This window comes from Streptomyces sp. NPDC033174, from assembly GCF_055577795.1.
Genome location: NZ_JBVIPQ010000006.1, coordinates 178,091 through 194,811, shown reverse-complemented (window position 1 = coordinate 194,811; position 16,721 = coordinate 178,091). Strand labels below are relative to the sequence as shown.

Annotated in this window: 14 protein-coding genes and 1 tRNA gene; 10 read left to right on the top strand and 5 right to left on the bottom strand. The window is 71.6% G+C overall.

Annotated elements, in window-relative coordinates; genetic code table 11:
- Positions 1–73 precede the first annotated feature (73 nt).
- Both sepX and ACZ5VC_RS20635 read left to right on the top strand, forming a co-directional pair.
- A complete protein-coding gene (gene sepX, locus ACZ5VC_RS20640) occupies positions 74–1,168 on the top strand; it encodes a divisome protein SepX/GlpR (protein WP_469121467.1) in 1,095 nt (364 codons plus the stop codon).
- Positions 1,169–1,243: 75 nt separating this feature from the next.
- A tRNA-Ala gene (locus ACZ5VC_RS20635) sits at positions 1,244–1,320 on the top strand.
- Between the two features lie 277 nt (positions 1,321–1,597).
- On the opposite strand, the gene ACZ5VC_RS20630 is transcribed toward ACZ5VC_RS20635, so the two are convergent.
- Both ACZ5VC_RS20630 and ACZ5VC_RS20625 read right to left on the bottom strand, forming a co-directional pair.
- Complete coding sequence (locus ACZ5VC_RS20630; protein WP_469121466.1) at positions 1,598–2,563, bottom strand: trypsin-like serine peptidase; 966 nt, start codon at positions 2,561–2,563, stop codon at positions 1,598–1,600.
- Positions 2,564–2,729: 166 nt separating this feature from the next.
- A complete protein-coding gene (locus ACZ5VC_RS20625) occupies positions 2,730–3,209 on the bottom strand; it encodes a GNAT family N-acetyltransferase (protein ID WP_469121465.1) in 480 nt (159 codons plus the stop codon).
- Between the two features lie 49 nt (positions 3,210–3,258).
- Here ACZ5VC_RS20625 and ACZ5VC_RS20620 point away from each other — a divergent pair, with 49 nt between their 5' ends.
- Positions 3,259–4,056 (top strand): exodeoxyribonuclease III, encoded by a 798-nt coding sequence (locus ACZ5VC_RS20620; protein WP_469121464.1) that lies wholly within the window; start codon positions 3,259–3,261, stop codon positions 4,054–4,056.
- Between the two features lie 98 nt (positions 4,057–4,154).
- Here ACZ5VC_RS20620 and ACZ5VC_RS20615 read toward each other — a convergent pair whose 3' ends face one another.
- Positions 4,155–4,790 (bottom strand): MerR family transcriptional regulator, encoded by a 636-nt coding sequence (locus ACZ5VC_RS20615; protein WP_469121730.1) that lies wholly within the window; start codon positions 4,788–4,790, stop codon positions 4,155–4,157.
- Positions 4,791–4,973: 183 nt separating this feature from the next.
- Here ACZ5VC_RS20615 and ACZ5VC_RS20610 point away from each other — a divergent pair, with 183 nt between their 5' ends.
- The 4 genes from ACZ5VC_RS20610 to ACZ5VC_RS20595 all read left to right on the top strand — a co-directional run bounded on the left by ACZ5VC_RS20610 (position 4,974) and on the right by ACZ5VC_RS20595 (position 8,597).
- The gene (locus tag ACZ5VC_RS20610; protein ID WP_469121463.1) at positions 4,974–6,506 is read left to right on the top strand and encodes a flavin-containing monooxygenase; all 1,533 of its coding nucleotides are present in this window, start codon (positions 4,974–4,976) and stop codon (positions 6,504–6,506) included.
- Entirely contained in the window at positions 6,503–7,420 is a 918-nt protein-coding gene (locus ACZ5VC_RS20605) for an alpha/beta fold hydrolase (protein WP_469121462.1), read from the top strand. Before ACZ5VC_RS20610 ends, ACZ5VC_RS20605 begins: the two co-directional genes overlap by 4 nt.
- Positions 7,417–8,298, top strand: coding sequence for an SDR family oxidoreductase (locus ACZ5VC_RS20600; RefSeq protein WP_469121461.1), 882 nt, complete (start codon positions 7,417–7,419; stop codon positions 8,296–8,298). The genes ACZ5VC_RS20605 and ACZ5VC_RS20600 overlap by 4 nt, the downstream gene beginning before the upstream one ends.
- Before the next feature lie 119 nt (positions 8,299–8,417).
- A complete protein-coding gene (locus ACZ5VC_RS20595; RefSeq protein WP_468710402.1) occupies positions 8,418–8,597 on the top strand; it encodes a hypothetical protein in 180 nt (59 codons plus the stop codon).
- A gap of 115 nt (positions 8,598–8,712) precedes the next feature.
- On the opposite strand, the gene ACZ5VC_RS20590 is transcribed toward ACZ5VC_RS20595, so the two are convergent.
- Entirely contained in the window at positions 8,713–11,985 is a 3,273-nt protein-coding gene (locus tag ACZ5VC_RS20590) for a S41 family peptidase (protein WP_469121460.1), read from the bottom strand.
- Positions 11,986–12,120: 135 nt separating this feature from the next.
- On the opposite strand from ACZ5VC_RS20590, the gene ACZ5VC_RS20585 reads away from it, so the two are divergent.
- Together ACZ5VC_RS20585 and ACZ5VC_RS20580 are read left to right on the top strand one after the other, a co-directional pair.
- Positions 12,121–12,696: a TetR/AcrR family transcriptional regulator gene (locus ACZ5VC_RS20585; RefSeq protein WP_469121729.1), complete on the top strand. Its 576-nt coding sequence runs from the start codon at positions 12,121–12,123 to the stop codon at positions 12,694–12,696.
- Between the two features lie 110 nt (positions 12,697–12,806).
- A complete protein-coding gene (locus ACZ5VC_RS20580) occupies positions 12,807–14,963 on the top strand; it encodes an MMPL family transporter (protein WP_469121459.1) in 2,157 nt (718 codons plus the stop codon).
- 99 nt (positions 14,964–15,062) lie between these two features.
- Here ACZ5VC_RS20580 and ACZ5VC_RS20575 read toward each other — a convergent pair whose 3' ends face one another.
- Positions 15,063–15,482, bottom strand: a complete 420-nt coding sequence (locus tag ACZ5VC_RS20575) for an SsgA family sporulation/cell division regulator (protein WP_469121458.1) — start codon at positions 15,480–15,482, stop codon at positions 15,063–15,065.
- 164 nt (positions 15,483–15,646) lie between these two features.
- Between ACZ5VC_RS20575 and ACZ5VC_RS20570 the strand changes: the two genes are divergently transcribed.
- Positions 15,647–16,720 (top strand): energy-coupling factor ABC transporter permease, encoded by a 1,074-nt coding sequence (locus ACZ5VC_RS20570; RefSeq protein WP_469121457.1) that lies wholly within the window; start codon positions 15,647–15,649, stop codon positions 16,718–16,720.
- Position 16,721: the final 1 nt, after the last annotated feature.

Sequence of the window (16,721 nt, the reverse complement as noted above, 5' to 3'; positions counted from 1 at the left end):
TATCAGCCAGATCGTGCGACACACCGGCTCAATTGGCCGATCCCCCCGCGCGAACCCCTCTACGGTGTGAGGCGTGAGCAGCAGCGGCCTCATCTACGCAGTCATTGTCGGGGCCTGGGCCGCCTACTTGGTGCCGATGTGGCTCCGCAGGCAGGACGAGCTCAACGAGGCCCGTCCGACGGAACGCTTCAGCACCGCCATCCGGCTGCTGTCCGGACGGGCGGGAATGGAGCGCCGTTACGCCAAGGAGCTGCGGGAGCGCGACGCCGAGTCGGAGCAGCCGCCGCACGGCGGCGCCGACGAGGAGTGGCGCTCGGGCGACGGGCGGGCGGTTCCAGCCGTGGACCCGGACGCCGTGACGGATCGATTGAGTTCTGTCGACGTCCGGGCCTTCGCCGCGCCTCCGGACCGTACGGAAGCGCGCATCGAACTCCCGGCCCCCGTCCCGGCCCAGGCGTCGGCGCGGCGTCGCCGCCCCGACCGGTCGGCAGCCGAACGCGCCCGCCGCGGCCGGGTCCTGGCCCGCCGCCGACGCACCACGGTGGTCCTCTTCCTCGCCTTCACGCTCGGCACGATCGTCGCCGCCGTCGGCGGCCTCGCCTTCCTCTGGGCCCCCGCGGCCCCGGCGGTGCTGCTGAGCGCGTACATCGTGCATCTGCGCTCGCAGGAGCGGCGCCGCTTCGTGTACGTGATGGACCGCCGCCGCGCCGAGGTGGCGGCCCAGCGCCTGCGCGAGAGCCGCCCGCCGCGCCGGCAGGCCACGCCGGAGCCTGACGAGGAGACGTCCCACCCCGAACCGGAACCCGCCCCCGCGCTCTCCCCGCAGGAGGCCGGCCGCCGCGCGCTCGTCGAGCAGACGGACCACGCGGAGTGGGTCGACCAGCAACGCGAGCGCGGCCCGGCCCGCGGCGACAGCTGGGACCCCGTCCCGGTCCCGCTCCCCACGTACGTCACCGCCCCGGTCGCCCCGCGCGCCACGAGCGGTGTGGACGTGACCGACCCGGAGACCTGGAGCTCGGCCCGCTCCTCCGCGGCGGACCCGACCCCCACCCCGCCACCGGCGCCGCCGCGGCGCACCGCCCCGCAGCGCCGGGGTCACGACCACGGCCGCACGCCGCTCTTCGACCAGTACGCGGACGAGGACCGGCCCAGAGCCGCCAACGAGTGAAGGGCCTTGGCTGACCAGCGGGGGAACGGATTTCCAACCACCCCGATCGGGATGCTAATGTTTCACACGTCGCAAGGGCCTGTGGCGCAGTCTGGTAGCGCACCTCGTTCGCATCGAGGGGGTCTGGGGTTCAAATCCCCACAGGTCCACCAGCGCACAAAGAGATCCCGTCCGATCTGATTGATCGGGCGGGATCTTTGTGTTGTGCCTTATCGGCATGTGAACGGCGACTCGGTGATCCGGGCGGCCGTGACGCGGGTCACGGCCATCCGGGCCGGCTCACCCCCAGCGGGCCATCAGCGCACCGCAGTACGTGTCGACGCCCATCAGCGGGGCCGGGGGCAGGGGCGGTTGGATCATGCCGGAACGGGCGGGGTCAGCGAGGGCGGGGTCCGGTGGGGCTCGCCCGCCGGACCCCGCCGCCGTCTGTCAGGACGTCTGGGCCTTGTCGTAGAGGGCCTTGGCGTCATTGCCGAAGTACGGGCCGAACATCCGGTTCGGCAGGAAGTTGTAGCCGAAGCTGTTCACCGAGACCTGCAGCCCCGTGCCCGCCGACTCGCTGAACCCGGTGAGCCAGGGGCCACCGCTGGAGCCGCCGGTCATGTTGCAGCCGAGGCTGTGGTCCTGCGAGAACAGGAAGTCCTTCGAGGAGTTCCCGCTGCAGTAGACGAGCTTGGTCCCGTCGTACGGTGACGCGGCCGGGAAGCCGAAGGCGTACATCGGCTTGTTGTAGCCGCCGTTGAACTGGATGCCCTGGGCGCCGGTGACGGAGGTGAGCTTCTGGCCGTTCAGCGGGGCGACGACGGCCGCGCCGACGTCGTAGTTGATGTCCTCGCTCGCTTCCCACTGGGGTGTGGTCAGCGTCTTGGACGCGGCCCACTGGCCGTACGGCGCGCTGCCGTTGTTGTAGGCCGGGACGAAGACCCAGTTGGTGTGCCAGCTGCCCTGGTACTTCACGCAGTGGCCGGCCGTGATCACGGTGCTGGCGTTCTGGCTGGTGACCGCGTTGCCCGAACAGGAGGCCGTACGCCCCTGGAAGCTGAAGAACACCCGGCCCGAGGTCTTCACGACCGCGCCGCCGCCGGTCCACGCGCCGCCCGCCTGCGGGAAAGCGGTGGGCGCGACGGTCGTCGTCCTGGCGCCCGGCTTCGGTGTCTTGAGGCTCCCCAGCGCGCTGGGAGTGAGCAACAGGTCGAGCGGGGTGGCACCGCGCATCCGCTCGGCGGTCCAGAAGCTACGAGCGCGGTGCTGCTCGGCGGCGGACGCGGCACGGGAGGCGGGGGCCGAGGAGGGCCCGGGGGCGGCCGCGGTGGCCGCGCTCGCGGCGGACAGGCCGCCGGTGAGCAGAGCGCCCACTGTCAACAGGATGGCCGTGGCTGTGCGTTGGCGTCTCACGCATGTCTCCTTCTGCCGGGGCAGGTGGGGGATGAGAACGGTGCGGATCGGCTTGCGTGAGGCAGCGTGCCACGAGAGCGGGGTGTTTGTCAGGGGCGCGTCAGGCGTAGGTTGCGGGTGCACGGGAGCGGGGCTCTCGCGCCGGGAGCGCCGGCGAGGTGTCCGGCTAGGCCAGCGGCTTCGCGAAGCAGCGGCTGTTGTCGTAGTGCCGGTAGGCGCCGAACTTGGAGCACGGTTCGTACCCGCTGGAGACGTACAGCGCTATCGCCTCCGGCTGCTTCGTGCCCGTCTCCAGCACCATCCGGGTACGCCCCGCCTCCCGCGCGTCCTCCTCCAGGGCCGCGAGGATGCGGCGGGCGAGGCCCAGGCCGCGCGCCTCGGGGACCACGAACATGCGCTTGAGCTCGGCATCGCCGTCCGAGTAGCCCTCGTCGTTCTGCTCCTGGGAGCGCCAGGCGCCGGTGGCGACGGGGCGGTCCTGGAGGTCGTACGCCATCAGATAGAGGCCCCTCGGTGGGGCGAACATCGACGGGTCCAGCGGTGTGACATCGCCCTCGTCGCCGTACCGGGCGGCGTATTCCAGCTGGACCTGGTCGTTGAGTTTGACGGCGTCCGGGTGGTCGAAGGCGATTCTTTGGATATTCATGCGAAGCATCGTACATCTATGCGTGACCTGGTGTCGGTAAGGTGCCGGGATGCTCACCGTGACAACCGCGAATGTAAACGGGCTGCGCGCCGCCGCCAAGAAGGGCTTTGTGGAGTGGCTGGCCACCACTGAGGCGGATGTGGTCTGTCTGCAGGAGGTGCGTGCCGAGGCGGCGCAGCTTCCCGACGAGGTCCGGACGCCGGAGGGCTGGTTCACCGTCCACGCCCCGGCCGCCGCGAAGGGCCGCGCGGGCGTCTCGTTGTACACCCGGCGTGAGCCGGATCACGTGCGCGTCGGCTTCGGTTCGACGGAGTTCGACGGCAGCGGCCGGTACGTCGAGGCGGATCTGCCGGGCGTCACGGTCGCCAGTCTCTACCTTCCCTCCGGTGAGGCCGGCACGGAGCGGCAGGACGAGAAGATGCGCTTCATGGGCGAGTTCCTGCCGTATCTGAAGGCCCTCAAGGAGCGCGCGGCCGCCGACGGCCGCGAGGTGCTGGTGTGCGGCGACTGGAACATCGCCCACCAGGAGGCCGACCTCAAGAACTGGAAGTCCAACCGGAAGAACGCGGGCTTCCTCCCCGAGGAGCGGGAGTGGCTGACCCGCGTCTTCGGCGAGGCCGCCTATGTCGATGTGGTCCGCGCCCTGCACCCTGATCAGGAGGGCCCCTACTCCTGGTGGTCCTACCGCGGCCGCGCCTTCGACAATGACGCCGGCTGGCGCATCGACTACCAGGTCGCCACTCCGGGTCTCGCCGCCCGCGCGGTGAAGGCCTGGGTCGAGCGGGCGGCCACCCATGGCGAGCGCTGGAGCGACCACGCACCCGTGACGGCGGTCTACGAGCTCTAGAGCTGCGGGCTCCGGCCCGCGGTCCGCGAGGGCGGGGCCCGTTGTCCGGCTTCACGACTTCGGTCCACCGGCTCAGGGCGTCCGGACCCCCGGCCGGCCTATGGCTCGCGGCCGTCCGTGTCCGTCCTCAGCCGACGGTCCAGGGCCATCGACAGCTCCGCCTCCACCACGCTCTTGGCGAGGGGGCGGAGGCGTTCGATGTCCTTCTCCTCGGCGTGCGTGCGCAGCAGATCGGTGAACAGGCCCGCCAGCTCGTCCGCGTGTTCCCTGACCCGGCGGCCGGCCGCCAGTACCGCCGCCAGCGGTATGCCCTCCTTGACCAGCGCCGCCGAGACGTCCAGCAGGCGGCGGCTGATGTGGACGATCGCGTCGCCGTCCGTGGCCAGATAGCCGAGGTCCAGCGCGGCCATGAGGTTCTCCGCGGTGACCTCGCCCTCGAAGTAGTCGGCGAGCTCCTGCGGGGTGAGCCGGACCGGCTCCTCCTCGGTCGGTTCGCCGAGGCCCAGTACCTCGCCGACGTCCTTGCCGCTCTCGAAGGCGGTGGCGAGGTCGGCGATGCCGTTGAGGGTGTGGCCGCGCTCCAGAAGGGCGGCGATCGTGCGGAGCCGGGCCAGGTGGTGGCTGTCGTACCAGGCGATCCGGCCCTCGCGGCGCGGTGGCTGGATCAGTCCGCGCTCGCGGTAGAAGCGCAGGGTGCGCACGGTGATGCCGGCCTCTTCGGCCAGCTCCGCCATGCGGTATTCGCGTACGTCGGACACCGGTCCAGATCCTTCTGCCACGCCGGCCAGCCTATGTTGTACCGCCGGTAACTTTTACTCTCCGCACCTCTACCGCTCGGTAGGGGACTGCTCTAGTCTCCCCATCGTGCCAGTGATTGCTGGCGCGGTCTGGCTGGGTACTGTGCGGCAGGAGGCAGCATGACGAAGCACGAGCATGTTCGAGTGGCGGTGATCGGATCCGGATTCGGCGGCCTGGGGGCCGCGGTCCGGCTGCGCCGCGAGGGGATCACCGACTTCGTCGTCCTGGAGCGGGCGGACTCCGTCGGCGGGACCTGGCGGGACAACAGCTACCCGGGATGCGCCTGCGACGTCCCTTCCCATCTGTACTCGTTCTCCTTCGCGCCCAATCCCGACTGGCCGCGCACCTTCTCCGGGCAGCGCCACATCCGCGCGTACCTGGAGCACGTCACCGACACCTTCGGGCTGCGCCCGCACCTGCGCCTGAACCACGAGGTGCGGATGATGCGCTGGGACAACGACGAGCTGCGCTGGGACATCGAGACCTCGCAGGGCTCGTTCACCGCCGACGTGGTCGTCTCCGCGACCGGGCCGCTCTCCGACCCCAAGATCCCCGACGTCCCGGGCCTCGCCGGCTTCCCCGGCAAGGTCTTCCACTCGGCCCGCTGGGACCACGACTACGACCTGACCGGCAAGCGCGTCGCGATGATCGGGACGGGCGCGTCCGCGATCCAGATCGTCCCGGCGATCCAGCCGAAGGCCGGCTCGCTGACCCTCTTCCAGCGCACGCCCCCGTGGGTGATGCCCCGCATGGACCGGCGCATCAGCGGCGTCGAGCGCTGGCTGCACCGGCAGCTGCCCTTCACCGGCACAGCGCGGCGCGGACTGTTCTGGGGCATCCGCGAGCTGCAGGTCAGCGCCTTCACCAAGCGCCCCAACGAACTCGGCCTCGTCGAGTCGCTCGCCAAGGCCAACATGGCCAAGGCGATCAAGGACCGGGCGCTGCGGGCCAAGCTGACGCCCTCGTACCGCATCGGCTGCAAGCGCATCCTGCTCTCCAGCGAGTACTACCCGGCCGTGGCCAAGCCGAATGTGGACGTCATCGCCTCGGGTCTGGCCGAGGTGCGCGACAGCACGCTCGTCGCGTCCGACGGCACCGAGACCGAGGTCGACGCGATCATCTTCGGCACCGGCTTCCATGTGACGGACATGCCGATCGCCGAGCGGGTCGTGGGCGCGGACGGCATCACGCTCGCGGAGTCGTGGAAGGGCGGCATGGAGTCGCTGCGCGGGGCCACCGCCGCCGGCTTCCCCAACTGGATGACGATCATCGGGCCCAACACCGGCCTCGGGAACTCCTCGATGATCCTCATGATCGAGTCGCAGCTGAACTACATGGCCGACTATCTGCGCCAGCTCGACGTCCTCGGCGGCCGCGCCGCGCTCGCCGCCAGGCCGTCCGCCGTCGGCGCGTGGAACCGCAAGGTCCAGGGCCGGATGGAGCGGACGGTCTGGAAGGCCGGCGGCTGCGACAGCTGGTACCTCGACGCGAACGGCCGCAACACCACCCTGTGGCCCGGCACGACGGCCGAGTTCCGGCGCGAGACGCGCGAGGTGGACCTCGGCGAGTACGAAGTGCTCCGGCCCCCGTCCCGGCCGGCCGTGACGGCTGCCGCGGCGGACGCCACGCGGAAGACCGAGGCCGTCTCATGAGCCGACTCCTGAAGCGTGACAGCCCCGTTCCGCCGCAGCCCGAACGCGAGCTGACCGCCGTCTCCGCCGACGGCTCGCGCGTCCATGTCGAGGTGTACGGCCCCGCCGGCGCCCCCGCCGTGGTGCTCGCCCACGGCTGGACCTGCTCCATACAGTTCTGGGCCGAGCAGATCCGCGACCTCTCCGCCGACCACCGGGTCATCGCCTACGACCAGCGCGGACACGGCCGCACGCCGCTGGTCGGCCGGAGCGGATACTCCACCGACGCGCTCGCCGACGACCTGGAGGCGGTGCTCGACACCGCCCTCGCACCGGGCGAGAAGGCCGTGTTCGCCGGCCACTCCATGGGCGGGATGACGCTCATGGCCGCCGCCCGCCGGCCGGCCTTCCAGGAGCACGCGGCCGCTGTTCTGCTGTGCAGCACCGGCGCGTCGGCACTGGTCGCCGAGTCGACCGTGCTGCCGATGCGGCCCGGCGGGCTGCGCACTCGGCTGACCCGGTCCATCCTGGGCGCACGGGCGCCGCTGGGGCCGGTCACCGCGTTGTCGAAGAAGTTCCTGAAGTACGGGACGATGGGCCCGGGGTCGGCACCCGACCGGGTCGACACGTGCGCCCGGATCGTGCACGCCTGCCCGAGGGCGTCCCGCGTCGCCTGGTCGCACGTCCTGGCCGGGCTGGACCTGGCGGCCGGCGTCCGGGAACTGACCATGCCGACGGCCCTGATCGTCGGGACCGCCGACCGGCTGACCCCGCCCGTGCACGCACGCTCCCTGGTGGCCGAGCTGCCCCACTGCGTCGGGCTCGTCGAACTCGCCGGGATGGGCCACATGACACCGGTGGAGGCGCCCGAGGCGGTCACCGCCCGGATCCGCGAGCTCGTGACGACGTACATCGAGATGAGGGAAGCCGTATGAGCAGGGTGAGCCTGGAAGGTCAGGTCGCGGTCGTCACGGGCGCCGCGCGCGGCGTCGGCGAGCTGCTGGCCCGCAAGCTGTCGGCGCGCGGGGCGAGGATCGCGCTCGTCGGGCTGGAGCCGGACGAGCTGAAGGCGGTCGCGGGGCGGCTGCACACCGACTGCGACTGGTGGCACGCCGATGTCACCGACCACGAGGCGATGGCCCGGGTGGCGCAGGAGGTCAAGGAGCGCTTCGGCAAGGTCGACATCGTCGTCGCCAACGCCGGTGTCGCGTCCGGCGGTCCCTTCGTCGACTCCGATCCGGTGGCGTGGCGGCGGGTGATCGAGGTGAACCTGATCGGCGGGGCGGTGACCGGCCGCGCGTTCCTGCCCGTGCTGATGGAGAGCCGGGGCTACTTCCTCCAGATCGCCTCGCTCGCCGCGATCACCCCCGCGCCGATGATGACGGCGTACTGCGCCTCCAAGTCGGGCGTGGAGGCCTTCGCGCACAGTCTGCGCGCCGAGGTCGGCTACAAGGGTGTGCGGGTCGGCGTCGGCTATCTGTCCTGGACGGACACCGACATGGTCCGGGGCGCCGACCAGGACGACGTGATGCGGGAGCTGCGGGAGCGGCTGCCCTGGCCGTCGAACCGTACGTATCCGCTGGGCCCGGCCGTGGACCGGATCGTCGAGGGCATCGAGCGGAGGTCGGCGCATGTGTACGCGCAGTGGTGGCTGCGGGGGATGCAGTCGATCCGGGGCTATCTGCCGGGGCTCATCGCCACGGTGGGGCAGCGGGAGATGAAGCGCTTCGAGCCGAGGCTGGCCGGGGTCTCCAAGGGCCTGGTCGGGGCGGGGGGCGCGGCGGACGAGCAGGAGCGCACCGAGCGCGCCTGATTCCTCGGACGCCTGGCCGACATGCGTGGAATGTCCCGTCGTGCCACGCTGGTCGAGGCCCCGGGGGCAGCAGTGCCCCCGATCCCCCACACCCCTTGTAGGAGTGAACCTCGATGGGCATGGCAGACCAGTCAAAGGACAAGGCGCAGCAGCTCAAGGAGCAGGCGAAGCAGAAGGCCCGCAGTACCAAGGAGCAGGCTTCGCAGCGCTCTTCGAAGGCGAAGGACGACGCCGAGCAGGAGACGCTCAGGGAGCAGCAGGCGGCTCAGGACAAGTTCGACCAGGACTACGACATCTGACGTCGGTGTCCGATGCCGGCGTCCGACGCCGGTCACTGAAGAGGCGCACCCGGGACGCCGGGTGCGCCTCTTGCCGTGTCCCACCGCCTGCCGTGTCCCACCGCCGCCCCGCGGCTCACTCCCGCGGCGGCAGCTTCGGGCGGCGCAGGTCCGGGATCCCCGCGTACCCGGGCGGCATCGCCGCGGGCTTCTTGGCCAGCAGCGACAGCGCCAGCCGTACCGCGTCGTCGAGCTGGGCGTGGCGGCCCTCGGCCCAGTCCAGTGGGGTGCGCAGGATCGCCAGGTCCGGTTCGACGCCGTGGTTCTCGATGGACCAGCCGTACTCGTCGAACCAGGCCGCGTTCATCGGCACCGTGATCACCGTGCCGTCGCCGAGCCGGTGCCGGCCCGTCATGCCGACCACCCCGCCCCAGGTCCGCTGCCCCACCACCGGGCCGAGGCCGAGCAGCCGGAAGGCGGCCGTGATCATGTCGCCGTCCGACGAGGTCGCCTCGTCGGCGAGGGCCACGACCGGGCCCCGGGGCGCGTTCGAGGCGTACGAGACGGGCTGCGCGTCGCGCGTCAGGTCCCAGCCCAGGATCTTGCGGGTCAGCTTCTCGATGACCAGCTCGCTGATGTGTCCGCCGGCGTTGCCGCGCACGTCCACGATCAGTGCCGGGCGGGAGACCTCCAGGCGCAGGTCGCGGTTGAACTGGGCCCAGCCCGAGCCGCCCATGTCCGGGATGTGCAGATAGCCGCACCGGCCACCGCTCAACTCCCGCACCACCTGACGGCGTTTGGCGACCCAGTCCTGGTAGCGCAGCGGCCGCTCGTCGATCAGCGGGACCACCGCGACCCGGCGGGCCCGCCCCTCGCCCTGGGCGGGCTCGAAGGTCAGCTCCACCGTCGTACCGCCGGACGCGGCGAACAGCGGATAGGGGCCGGTGACGGGGTCGACCGGACGCCCGTCGACATGGGTGAGCACCGCGCCCTCACGGATGCCGGTGCCCGCGAGCGGTGAGCGCGCCTTGGAGTCGGAGGACTCGCCCGGCAGGATCCGCTTGACCAGCCAACGGCCCTCCCGGCAGACCAGGTTGGTGCCGAGCAGCCCCATCGGGCGCTGGTAGTGCGGAGGCCCCTCGTTGCGCCGCGCGGGAGTGACATAGGCGTGCGAGGTGCCGAGCTCGCCCAGGACCTCCCGCATCAGATCCGCGAACTCGTCGGGGGAGGCGACCCGTTCGACCAGCGGCCGGTACTGGTCCAGGACGGCCGACCAGTCCAGGCCGCCCATGTCGGGCGCCCAGAAGTACGCGCGGATGATCCGGCCCGCCTCGTCGTAGGCCTGGCGCCACTCCGCCTCCGGGTCCACCTGGTGCACGATCCGGCGCAGATCCACATAGACCGTGGAGTCTCCGTCTCCGGACTCGGTGGAGGGGACCGCGCGCAGATCACCCTCGTCGACGACGACGAGCCGGGTGCCGTCGCCGCTGACCGCGAACCAGTCGAGGTGGTCGACGAGTTCGGACTTGCGCGCCTTGGTGATGTTGAAGTACTCGAGGGTCGGCCGGCCCGAGGTGTCCGCCGGGTTCGCGAAGGTCTCGCCCAGCGCGCCCGAGATCGGCCACCGCAGCCAGACCAGGCCGCCGCCGCTCACCGGGTGCAGCGCCGAGTACTTGGACGCGGCGACCGGGAAGGGCGTGACCCGGTCCGCGAGCCCCTCGATCTCCACGATCACGGTGCCCCCGGCCTGGGCCGCCCCCTCTCCGTCGCTCTCGCCCGGGTCCAGCCCCCCGGCCGCGGGCCGCCCGTCGGGCAGCAGCGCGAAGGGGGAGGGGGTCGTCGAGGACAGCGGGACGAGATAGGGGCGGCAGCCCAGCGGGAACGACAGATCGCCGGTGTGCACGTCGTACACCGGGTCGAAGCCGCGCCAGGACAGAAACGCGAGGTAGCGGCCGTCCCGGGTGAAGACCGGGTTCTCGTCCTCGAAGCGGCCGTTGGTGACGTCGACGACCGTGCGGTCGCCCGGCCCGGCGATCCGGGCCATCTTGATCTGCCGCAGCGACCGGCCGATACCCGGCTGCGACCAGGTCAGCCAGGCGCCGTCGGGCGAGAACGCCAGATCCCGCACGGGCCCGTTGATCGAGTGAATCAGCTCGGTGACCTCACCGTTCGACTCCTCCGTGGCGTCGACGAGCAGCAGCCGCCCGTCGTGGGAGGCGATGGCGAGCCGCTCCCCGTCCGGGTCCGCCACCATCTCGTGGACACGGCCCAGCTCCCCGGAGGCGAGCCGCCGGGGCTCGCGGTCACCGCTCGCCCGGGGGAGGTAGCCGATCTCGATGGCGTCCTCGCCCTCGGCGTCCGTGATGTAGGCGACCTGGCCGCCGCTGCCCAGCATCTCCGGCAGCCGGACGCGGACGCCCGGGGTGTCGGTGATGGTGCGGGCGGGCCCGTCGCGGTGGGTGAGCCAGTACAGCGAGCCGCGCACCGAGACGGCGCTGGCGCGGCCGGTCTCGTCGACCGAGATGGCGTCCACGTGGTTGGCGGCGGGGACCTGGTAGGAACGCCGGCCGGTGCGCGGCCCGCCGAGCCGCACCTCCAGCTTCCGGGGGCGCGAGTCCGGGGTCAGTTCGTCGACGATCCACACCTCCCCGGCGCACTGGTAGACGACCCGCCGCCCGTCGGACGAGGCGTGCCGGGCGTAGAAGGCGTCGTGGTCGGTGTGGCGGCGCAGATCGCCGCCGTCGTACCGGCAGGAGTAGAGGTTGCCGACGCCCTCGTGGTCCGAGAGGAACGCGATCCGGCCCCCGACGAACATCGCGCAGTCCAGGTGGCCCCCGAGGTCCGCCAGCAGCCGCTCGCCGTGCAGCCACAGCCGCCCGGTCGCGCCGCCCCGGTACCGCTTCCAGGCGGCGGGCTCGTGCGGTGGCTTGCCCGTCAGCAGCAGGGTGCGCCGCTGCCCCTCGATGTCGGCGACGGCGATGTCGGAGAGCGGGCCCCAGGGCAGCCGGCGGCCGGGGGAGCCGTCGGTGGGCACGGTGTAGCCCCAGGAGTAGTACGAGAAGGGCTGGCCGTGCGAGGAGACGGCGAGGATGTCGCCGTCCGGGGACCAGCCGCAGACGCGGGTGTCGGTGGAGCCCCAGTAGCTGAGCCGCCGGGAGGGGCCGCCCTCCACCGGGGCGAGATGGATCTCCGGGTCGAGGCTGCGCCAGCTCGTGTAGGCGATGAACCGGCCGTCCGGCGAGAAGCGCGGGTGGCCCACCCGGGTCCGGTCGACGGTGGCCCGCCAGGCCCGTCCGGGTTTCTGGCCCTCGGGGACGAGGGGCGCGACCCAGAGGTCGTCCTCGGCCGCGAAGCACAGCAAGTCGTCGTGCAGATGCGGATAGCGGAGATACGCGACGTCATCACTCACTCCCCAATGCTTTCCGCGGGGAGGGGGGTCGGCAACTTGTGGTGCGGGACACATGCGAAACGTTGCCGTTTCGCTGGGCGTGGGCTACCGTCGTACCCGCAAGAGTACGAAACCGTTTCGTTTCGCAGGAGGCTGATCATGGCCGGCAGGCTCACCCCCGAACGGGAGTCCGAGCTGTACGGAGCCGTCCTCGATCTTCTCCGCGAGGTCGGCTACGACGCCCTCACCATGGACGCCGTAGCCGCCCGCACCCGCTCCAGCAAGGCCACCCTCTACCGCCAGTGGGGGAGCAAGCCGGAGCTGGTCGCGCGGGCGATGCGGCACAACAAGCCGGTGGGGGTCGCGGAGATCGACACCGGTTCCCTGCGCGGTGACTTCCACGAGATCGTCGCGCGCACCGACGACTGCCAGATCGAGAAGGACTCCGCGCTGATGCGCGGCCTGGCCCATGCCGTCCACGACCATCCCGAACTGCTCCAGGCGCTGCGCGAGCTGATCGTCGAACCCGAGATGACCGGGCTCGACGAGGTGCTGCGGCGGGCGGTGGAGCGCGGTGAGATCGCCGGGGACAACCCGGCCCTCACCCTCGTACCGCACATGCTGATCGGGGCGTTCGTCGCCCGTCCGCTGATCGAGGACCGATCGGTCGACCAGCAGTTCCTCCGGCAGTACCTCGACGCCGTGGTCCTCCCCGCCCTCGGCGCTCCCTGAGCACCACCCCGCACAGCAGCACCATCCGCAACACCTGACGCGTCACCGCTCGCGCCGTCGGGTCGGCTCCCCATGCCCTTGTCCCACTCACTCAATGGGAGTACGCCCCCGTGGCCACGTTCCTCTACAAGCTCGGCCGGTCCGCCTTCCGGCGCCGCCGGCTCGTCGCCCTGCTGTGGGTCGCGCTGCTGGCGCTCGCCGGCGTCGGCGCCGCCACCGCGCCCACCGCGACCTCCAGTTCCTTCTCGATACCCGGCACGGAGGCCCAAAAGGCCTTCGACCTGCTCGAAGAGCGTTTCCCCGGCGGCAGCGCCGACGGGGCCACCGCCCGGGTCGTCTTCAAGGCGCCCGACGGCCAGAAGATGACCGACCCCGCCAACAAGGCCCGGGTCGACAAGGCCGTCGCCGCGCTGAAGTCCGGCTCGGACCAGATCGCCACCGTCACCGACCCGTACACCGGCAAGGCCGTCTCCCGCGACGGCTCGACCGCGTACGTCTCGGTCACCTACAAGGTCAGCGGCATGGAGCTGACCGACGCGACCCGTGAGGCGCTCGAGAAGGCCGGCCACGACGCCCAGGGACAGGGGCTCACCGTCGAGATCGGCGGCGACGCGCTCCAGGCCATGCCGAAGACCGGCGCGGGCGAGATCGTCGGCGTGGTCATCGCCGGGATCGTCCTGGTCATCACCTTCGGTTCGCTGGTCGCCGCCGGACTCCCGCTGCTCACCGCGATCATCGGTGTCGGCATCGGCGTCTCCACGATCGCCGCGCTCGCCAGCGTCCTGGACCTCGGTTCGACCACCTCCACCCTCGCGATGATGATCGGCCTCGCGGTCGGCATCGACTACGCGCTCTTCATCGTCTCCCGCTATCGCGCCGAGCTCGCCGAGGGCCGCGAGCGCGAAGAGGCGGCCGGACGGGCCGTCGGCACCGCGGGCTCCGCGGTGGTCTTCGCGGGCCTGACCGTGGTCATCGCCCTGGTCGGCCTCGCCGTGGTCAACATCCCGATGCTGACCAAGATGGGCTTCGCCGCCGCCGGCACGGTGGTGATCGCCGTCCTCATCGCGCTCACCCTCATCCCGGCGCTGCTCGGCTTCGCGGGCAAGCGGGTGCTGGGCCGCAAGACGCGCAAGGGCGCGGCACCGAGCGACAGGCCGAACATGGGCACCCGCTGGGCGCGGTTCGTGCTGCGGCGCCCGGTGGCCGTCCTGCTGGCCGGTGTCATCGGACTCGGCGCCATCGCGCTGCCGGCCGCGTCGCTGGAGATGGGCCTGCCGGACGACGGCGCGCAGCCGACCTCCACCACCCAGCGCCGGGCCTACGACCTGCTGTCCGACGGCTTCGGCCCGGGATTCAACGGTCCGCTGCTGGTCGTCGTCGACGGAGACAGGGCGGCGGCCGACGAGACGGTCACGACGATCAAGGGCCTCGACGGTGTCGTCGCCGTCACCCCGCCGACCCCCAACAAGGCCGGCGACACCGCGATGATCACCGTGATCCCCAAGGACCGTCCGTCCTCCGTCGAGACGGAGAACCTCGTCCACGCGATCCGTGACGCCAGCGGCGACGACGTCCTCGTCACCGGCGCCACCGCGATGAACATCGACTTCTCGCAGAAGATGAACGACGCGCTGCTGCCCTACCTGGCGCTCGTCGTCGGCCTCGCCTTCCTGCTGCTGATGGTGGTCTTCCGCTCCCTCCTGGTTCCGCTGAAGGCGGCGCTCGGCTTCCTGCTCTCCGTCGTCGCCGCCCTCGGCGCGGTCGTCGCGGTCTTCCAGTGGGGCTGGCTGGGCTCCCTCTTCGGAGTCGAGCAGACCGGCCCGATCATGTCGATGATGCCGATCTTCATGGTGGGCGTGGTCTTCGGCCTCGCGATGGACTACGAGGTCTTCCTGGTCACCCGGATGCGCGAGGCGTACGTCCACGGAGAGCGGCCCGGCGAGGCGATCGTGACCGGCTTCCGGCACGGGGCCCGCGTGGTCACCGCCGCCGCGGTGATCATGATGGCGGTCTTCTCCGGCTTCATCGGCTCCAGTGAGCAGATGATCAAGATGATCGGCTTCGGTCTCGCGATCGCGGTCCTGTTCGACGCCTTCGTGGTCCGCATGGCGATCGTCCCGGCGGTCCTGGCGCTGCTGAGCCACCGCGCCTGGTGGCTGCCGCGCTGGCTGGACCGCGTCCTGCCCAACGTGGACGTGGAGGGCGAGGGCCTGCGCAGGGAACTGGGCGAGGCGCCGGACGAGGACCGGGAGCTGGTCAAGGCCTGACCCTCCCTCCGGACCCGGGGCCCCACCTGAGCGGGGTGGTGCTCCCGGTTCGCCCGGGCAGCCCGTGGGGACGGGGTCTGCCGGGCGGTCGTCACGCCGTCATCGCGTCCGGGTCACGGACGCGGTGGCGGCGTACGTACGTGTGAGGAACCGGACCAGCGCCGAGGCGTTGAACTGCACCACCGAGACGCTGTCCTGGGTGTGGAACTCGACCACCACCTGGACCCGGCCGCAGGGCCACACGCCGACCGGTCCGTGCCGGGCGGGGGCGCGCAGGCCCGATTCGAGGAGGTCGCGGGGGAAGGCCCATTCGACGCCGCCGGGGAAGACGAAGCGGACCGTGGAGGGGGCGGCGAGGGGGTCGTAGCGCAGGGCGACCGGGATCACGCGGGGCAGCGGGGCGTCGGTGACGAGCCAGCCCTTGGCGAGCTGTTCGACCCCGGGGCTTTCGACCGCGGGATGTTCGACCGCGGCGCCGGCATGGCTGTCGACGGCGGGGCCATCAGCGGCGGGAGACATCGACCGCTCCTCACATTCGTCTTATTTGTCTCTAATGTCGCATATTTCGAGGCGTGTGCCTCGCGCTCTGTCGTCAGCTATGCGCTCTTGCAACCTCTTTGCAGGTGGGCACTATCATCAAACGGTTCCGTTCTGCCCCCAACCTGGCCGAAAGCAGAGCTTCCATGCATGTGCCCGACGGATTCATCAACGCGCCCGCGTCCCTCGCCGCGGGCGTCGTCGCGGCGGGCGCCGTCGCGGTCAGCCTGCGCGGGGCCCGCCGGGAGCTCGGGGGCACCGACCTTTCCGAAGGCCACGGGGGAGAGCGGACCGCGCCGCTCGCCGGACTGGTCGCCGCGTTCGTTTTCGCCGTGCAGATGCTGAACTTCCCCGTCGCGGCCGGCACCAGCGGACATCTCCTGGGAGGCGCCCTCGCCGCGATCCTGGTCGGGCCGTACACCGGAGTGCTCTGCATAGCGGTGGTCCTGCTGATGCAGGGCGTCCTCTTCGCCGACGGCGGCCTGACCGCGCTCGGCGTGAACATCACGGTCATGGGCGTCGTCACCGTCGTCGTCGCGTACGCGCTCTTCCGCGGCCTGGTCAAGGTGCTGCCCCGGAGCCGCCGCTCGGTGACCATCGCGTCCTTCGTCGCCGCGCTGGTCTCCGTACCGGCCGCGGCCGGCGCCTTCACCCTCATCTACGCGATCGGCGGCACCACCGACGTCCCGGTCTCCAAGGTCCTCACCGCCATGGTCGGCGTCCATGTCCTCATCGGCATCGGCGAGGCGGTCATCACCATGCTGACCGTCGGCGCCGTCCTCGCCGTGCGCCCGGACCTCGTCCACGGCGCCCGCGGCCTGAGCGCGCCGCTCAAGCTCCGCGTCGGCGGCGAACTGGTCGACGCCGAGCCGGCCGGCGAGCCCCGCCCCGTCGCCGCCGGCTCGACCAAGAAGCTGTGGATCACCGGTCTGATCACCGCCCTCGTCCTCGCCGGCTTCGTCTCCTTCTACGCCTCCGCCAGCCCCGACGGTCTCGAGAAGGTCGCCGCCGACCAGGGCATCGACCGGAAGGCCGAGGACCACGCGGCCGCCGGCTCCCCGTTCGCCGACTACGGCGTCAAGGGCATCGAGGCCCCCCGGCTCTCCGGCGGCCTCGCCGGTGTGATCGGCGTCGGCGCCACGGCAGCCGTCGGCGGCGGCCTCTTCTGGGCCGCGCGCGGCCGCCGCGCCCAGCGCCGGCGTACGACGGAAACGGTCTGAC

What these genes read in the sequence shown, in the direction of transcription:
- ACZ5VC_RS20625 (WP_469121465.1), bottom strand. Translation starts at nt 3,209, where the DNA reads ATGAATATCCAAAGAATCGCCTTCGACCACCCGGACGCCGTCAAACTC.
- ACZ5VC_RS20620 (WP_469121464.1), top strand. Translation starts at nt 3,259, where the DNA reads ATGCTCACCGTGACAACCGCGAATGTAAACGGGCTGCGCGCCGCCGCC.
- ACZ5VC_RS20615 (WP_469121730.1), bottom strand. Translation starts at nt 4,790, where the DNA reads ATGGCGGAGCTGGCCGAAGAGGCCGGCATCACCGTGCGCACCCTGCGC.
- ACZ5VC_RS20610 (WP_469121463.1), top strand. Translation starts at nt 4,974, where the DNA reads ATGACGAAGCACGAGCATGTTCGAGTGGCGGTGATCGGATCCGGATTC.
- ACZ5VC_RS20605 (WP_469121462.1), top strand. Translation starts at nt 6,503, where the DNA reads ATGAGCCGACTCCTGAAGCGTGACAGCCCCGTTCCGCCGCAGCCCGAA.
- ACZ5VC_RS20600 (WP_469121461.1), top strand. Translation starts at nt 7,417, where the DNA reads ATGAGCAGGGTGAGCCTGGAAGGTCAGGTCGCGGTCGTCACGGGCGCC.
- ACZ5VC_RS20595 (WP_468710402.1), top strand. Translation starts at nt 8,418, where the DNA reads ATGGCAGACCAGTCAAAGGACAAGGCGCAGCAGCTCAAGGAGCAGGCG.
- ACZ5VC_RS20575 (WP_469121458.1), bottom strand. Translation starts at nt 15,482, where the DNA reads ATGTCTCCCGCCGCTGATGGCCCCGCCGTCGACAGCCATGCCGGCGCC.
- ACZ5VC_RS20570 (WP_469121457.1), top strand. Translation starts at nt 15,647, where the DNA reads ATGCATGTGCCCGACGGATTCATCAACGCGCCCGCGTCCCTCGCCGCG.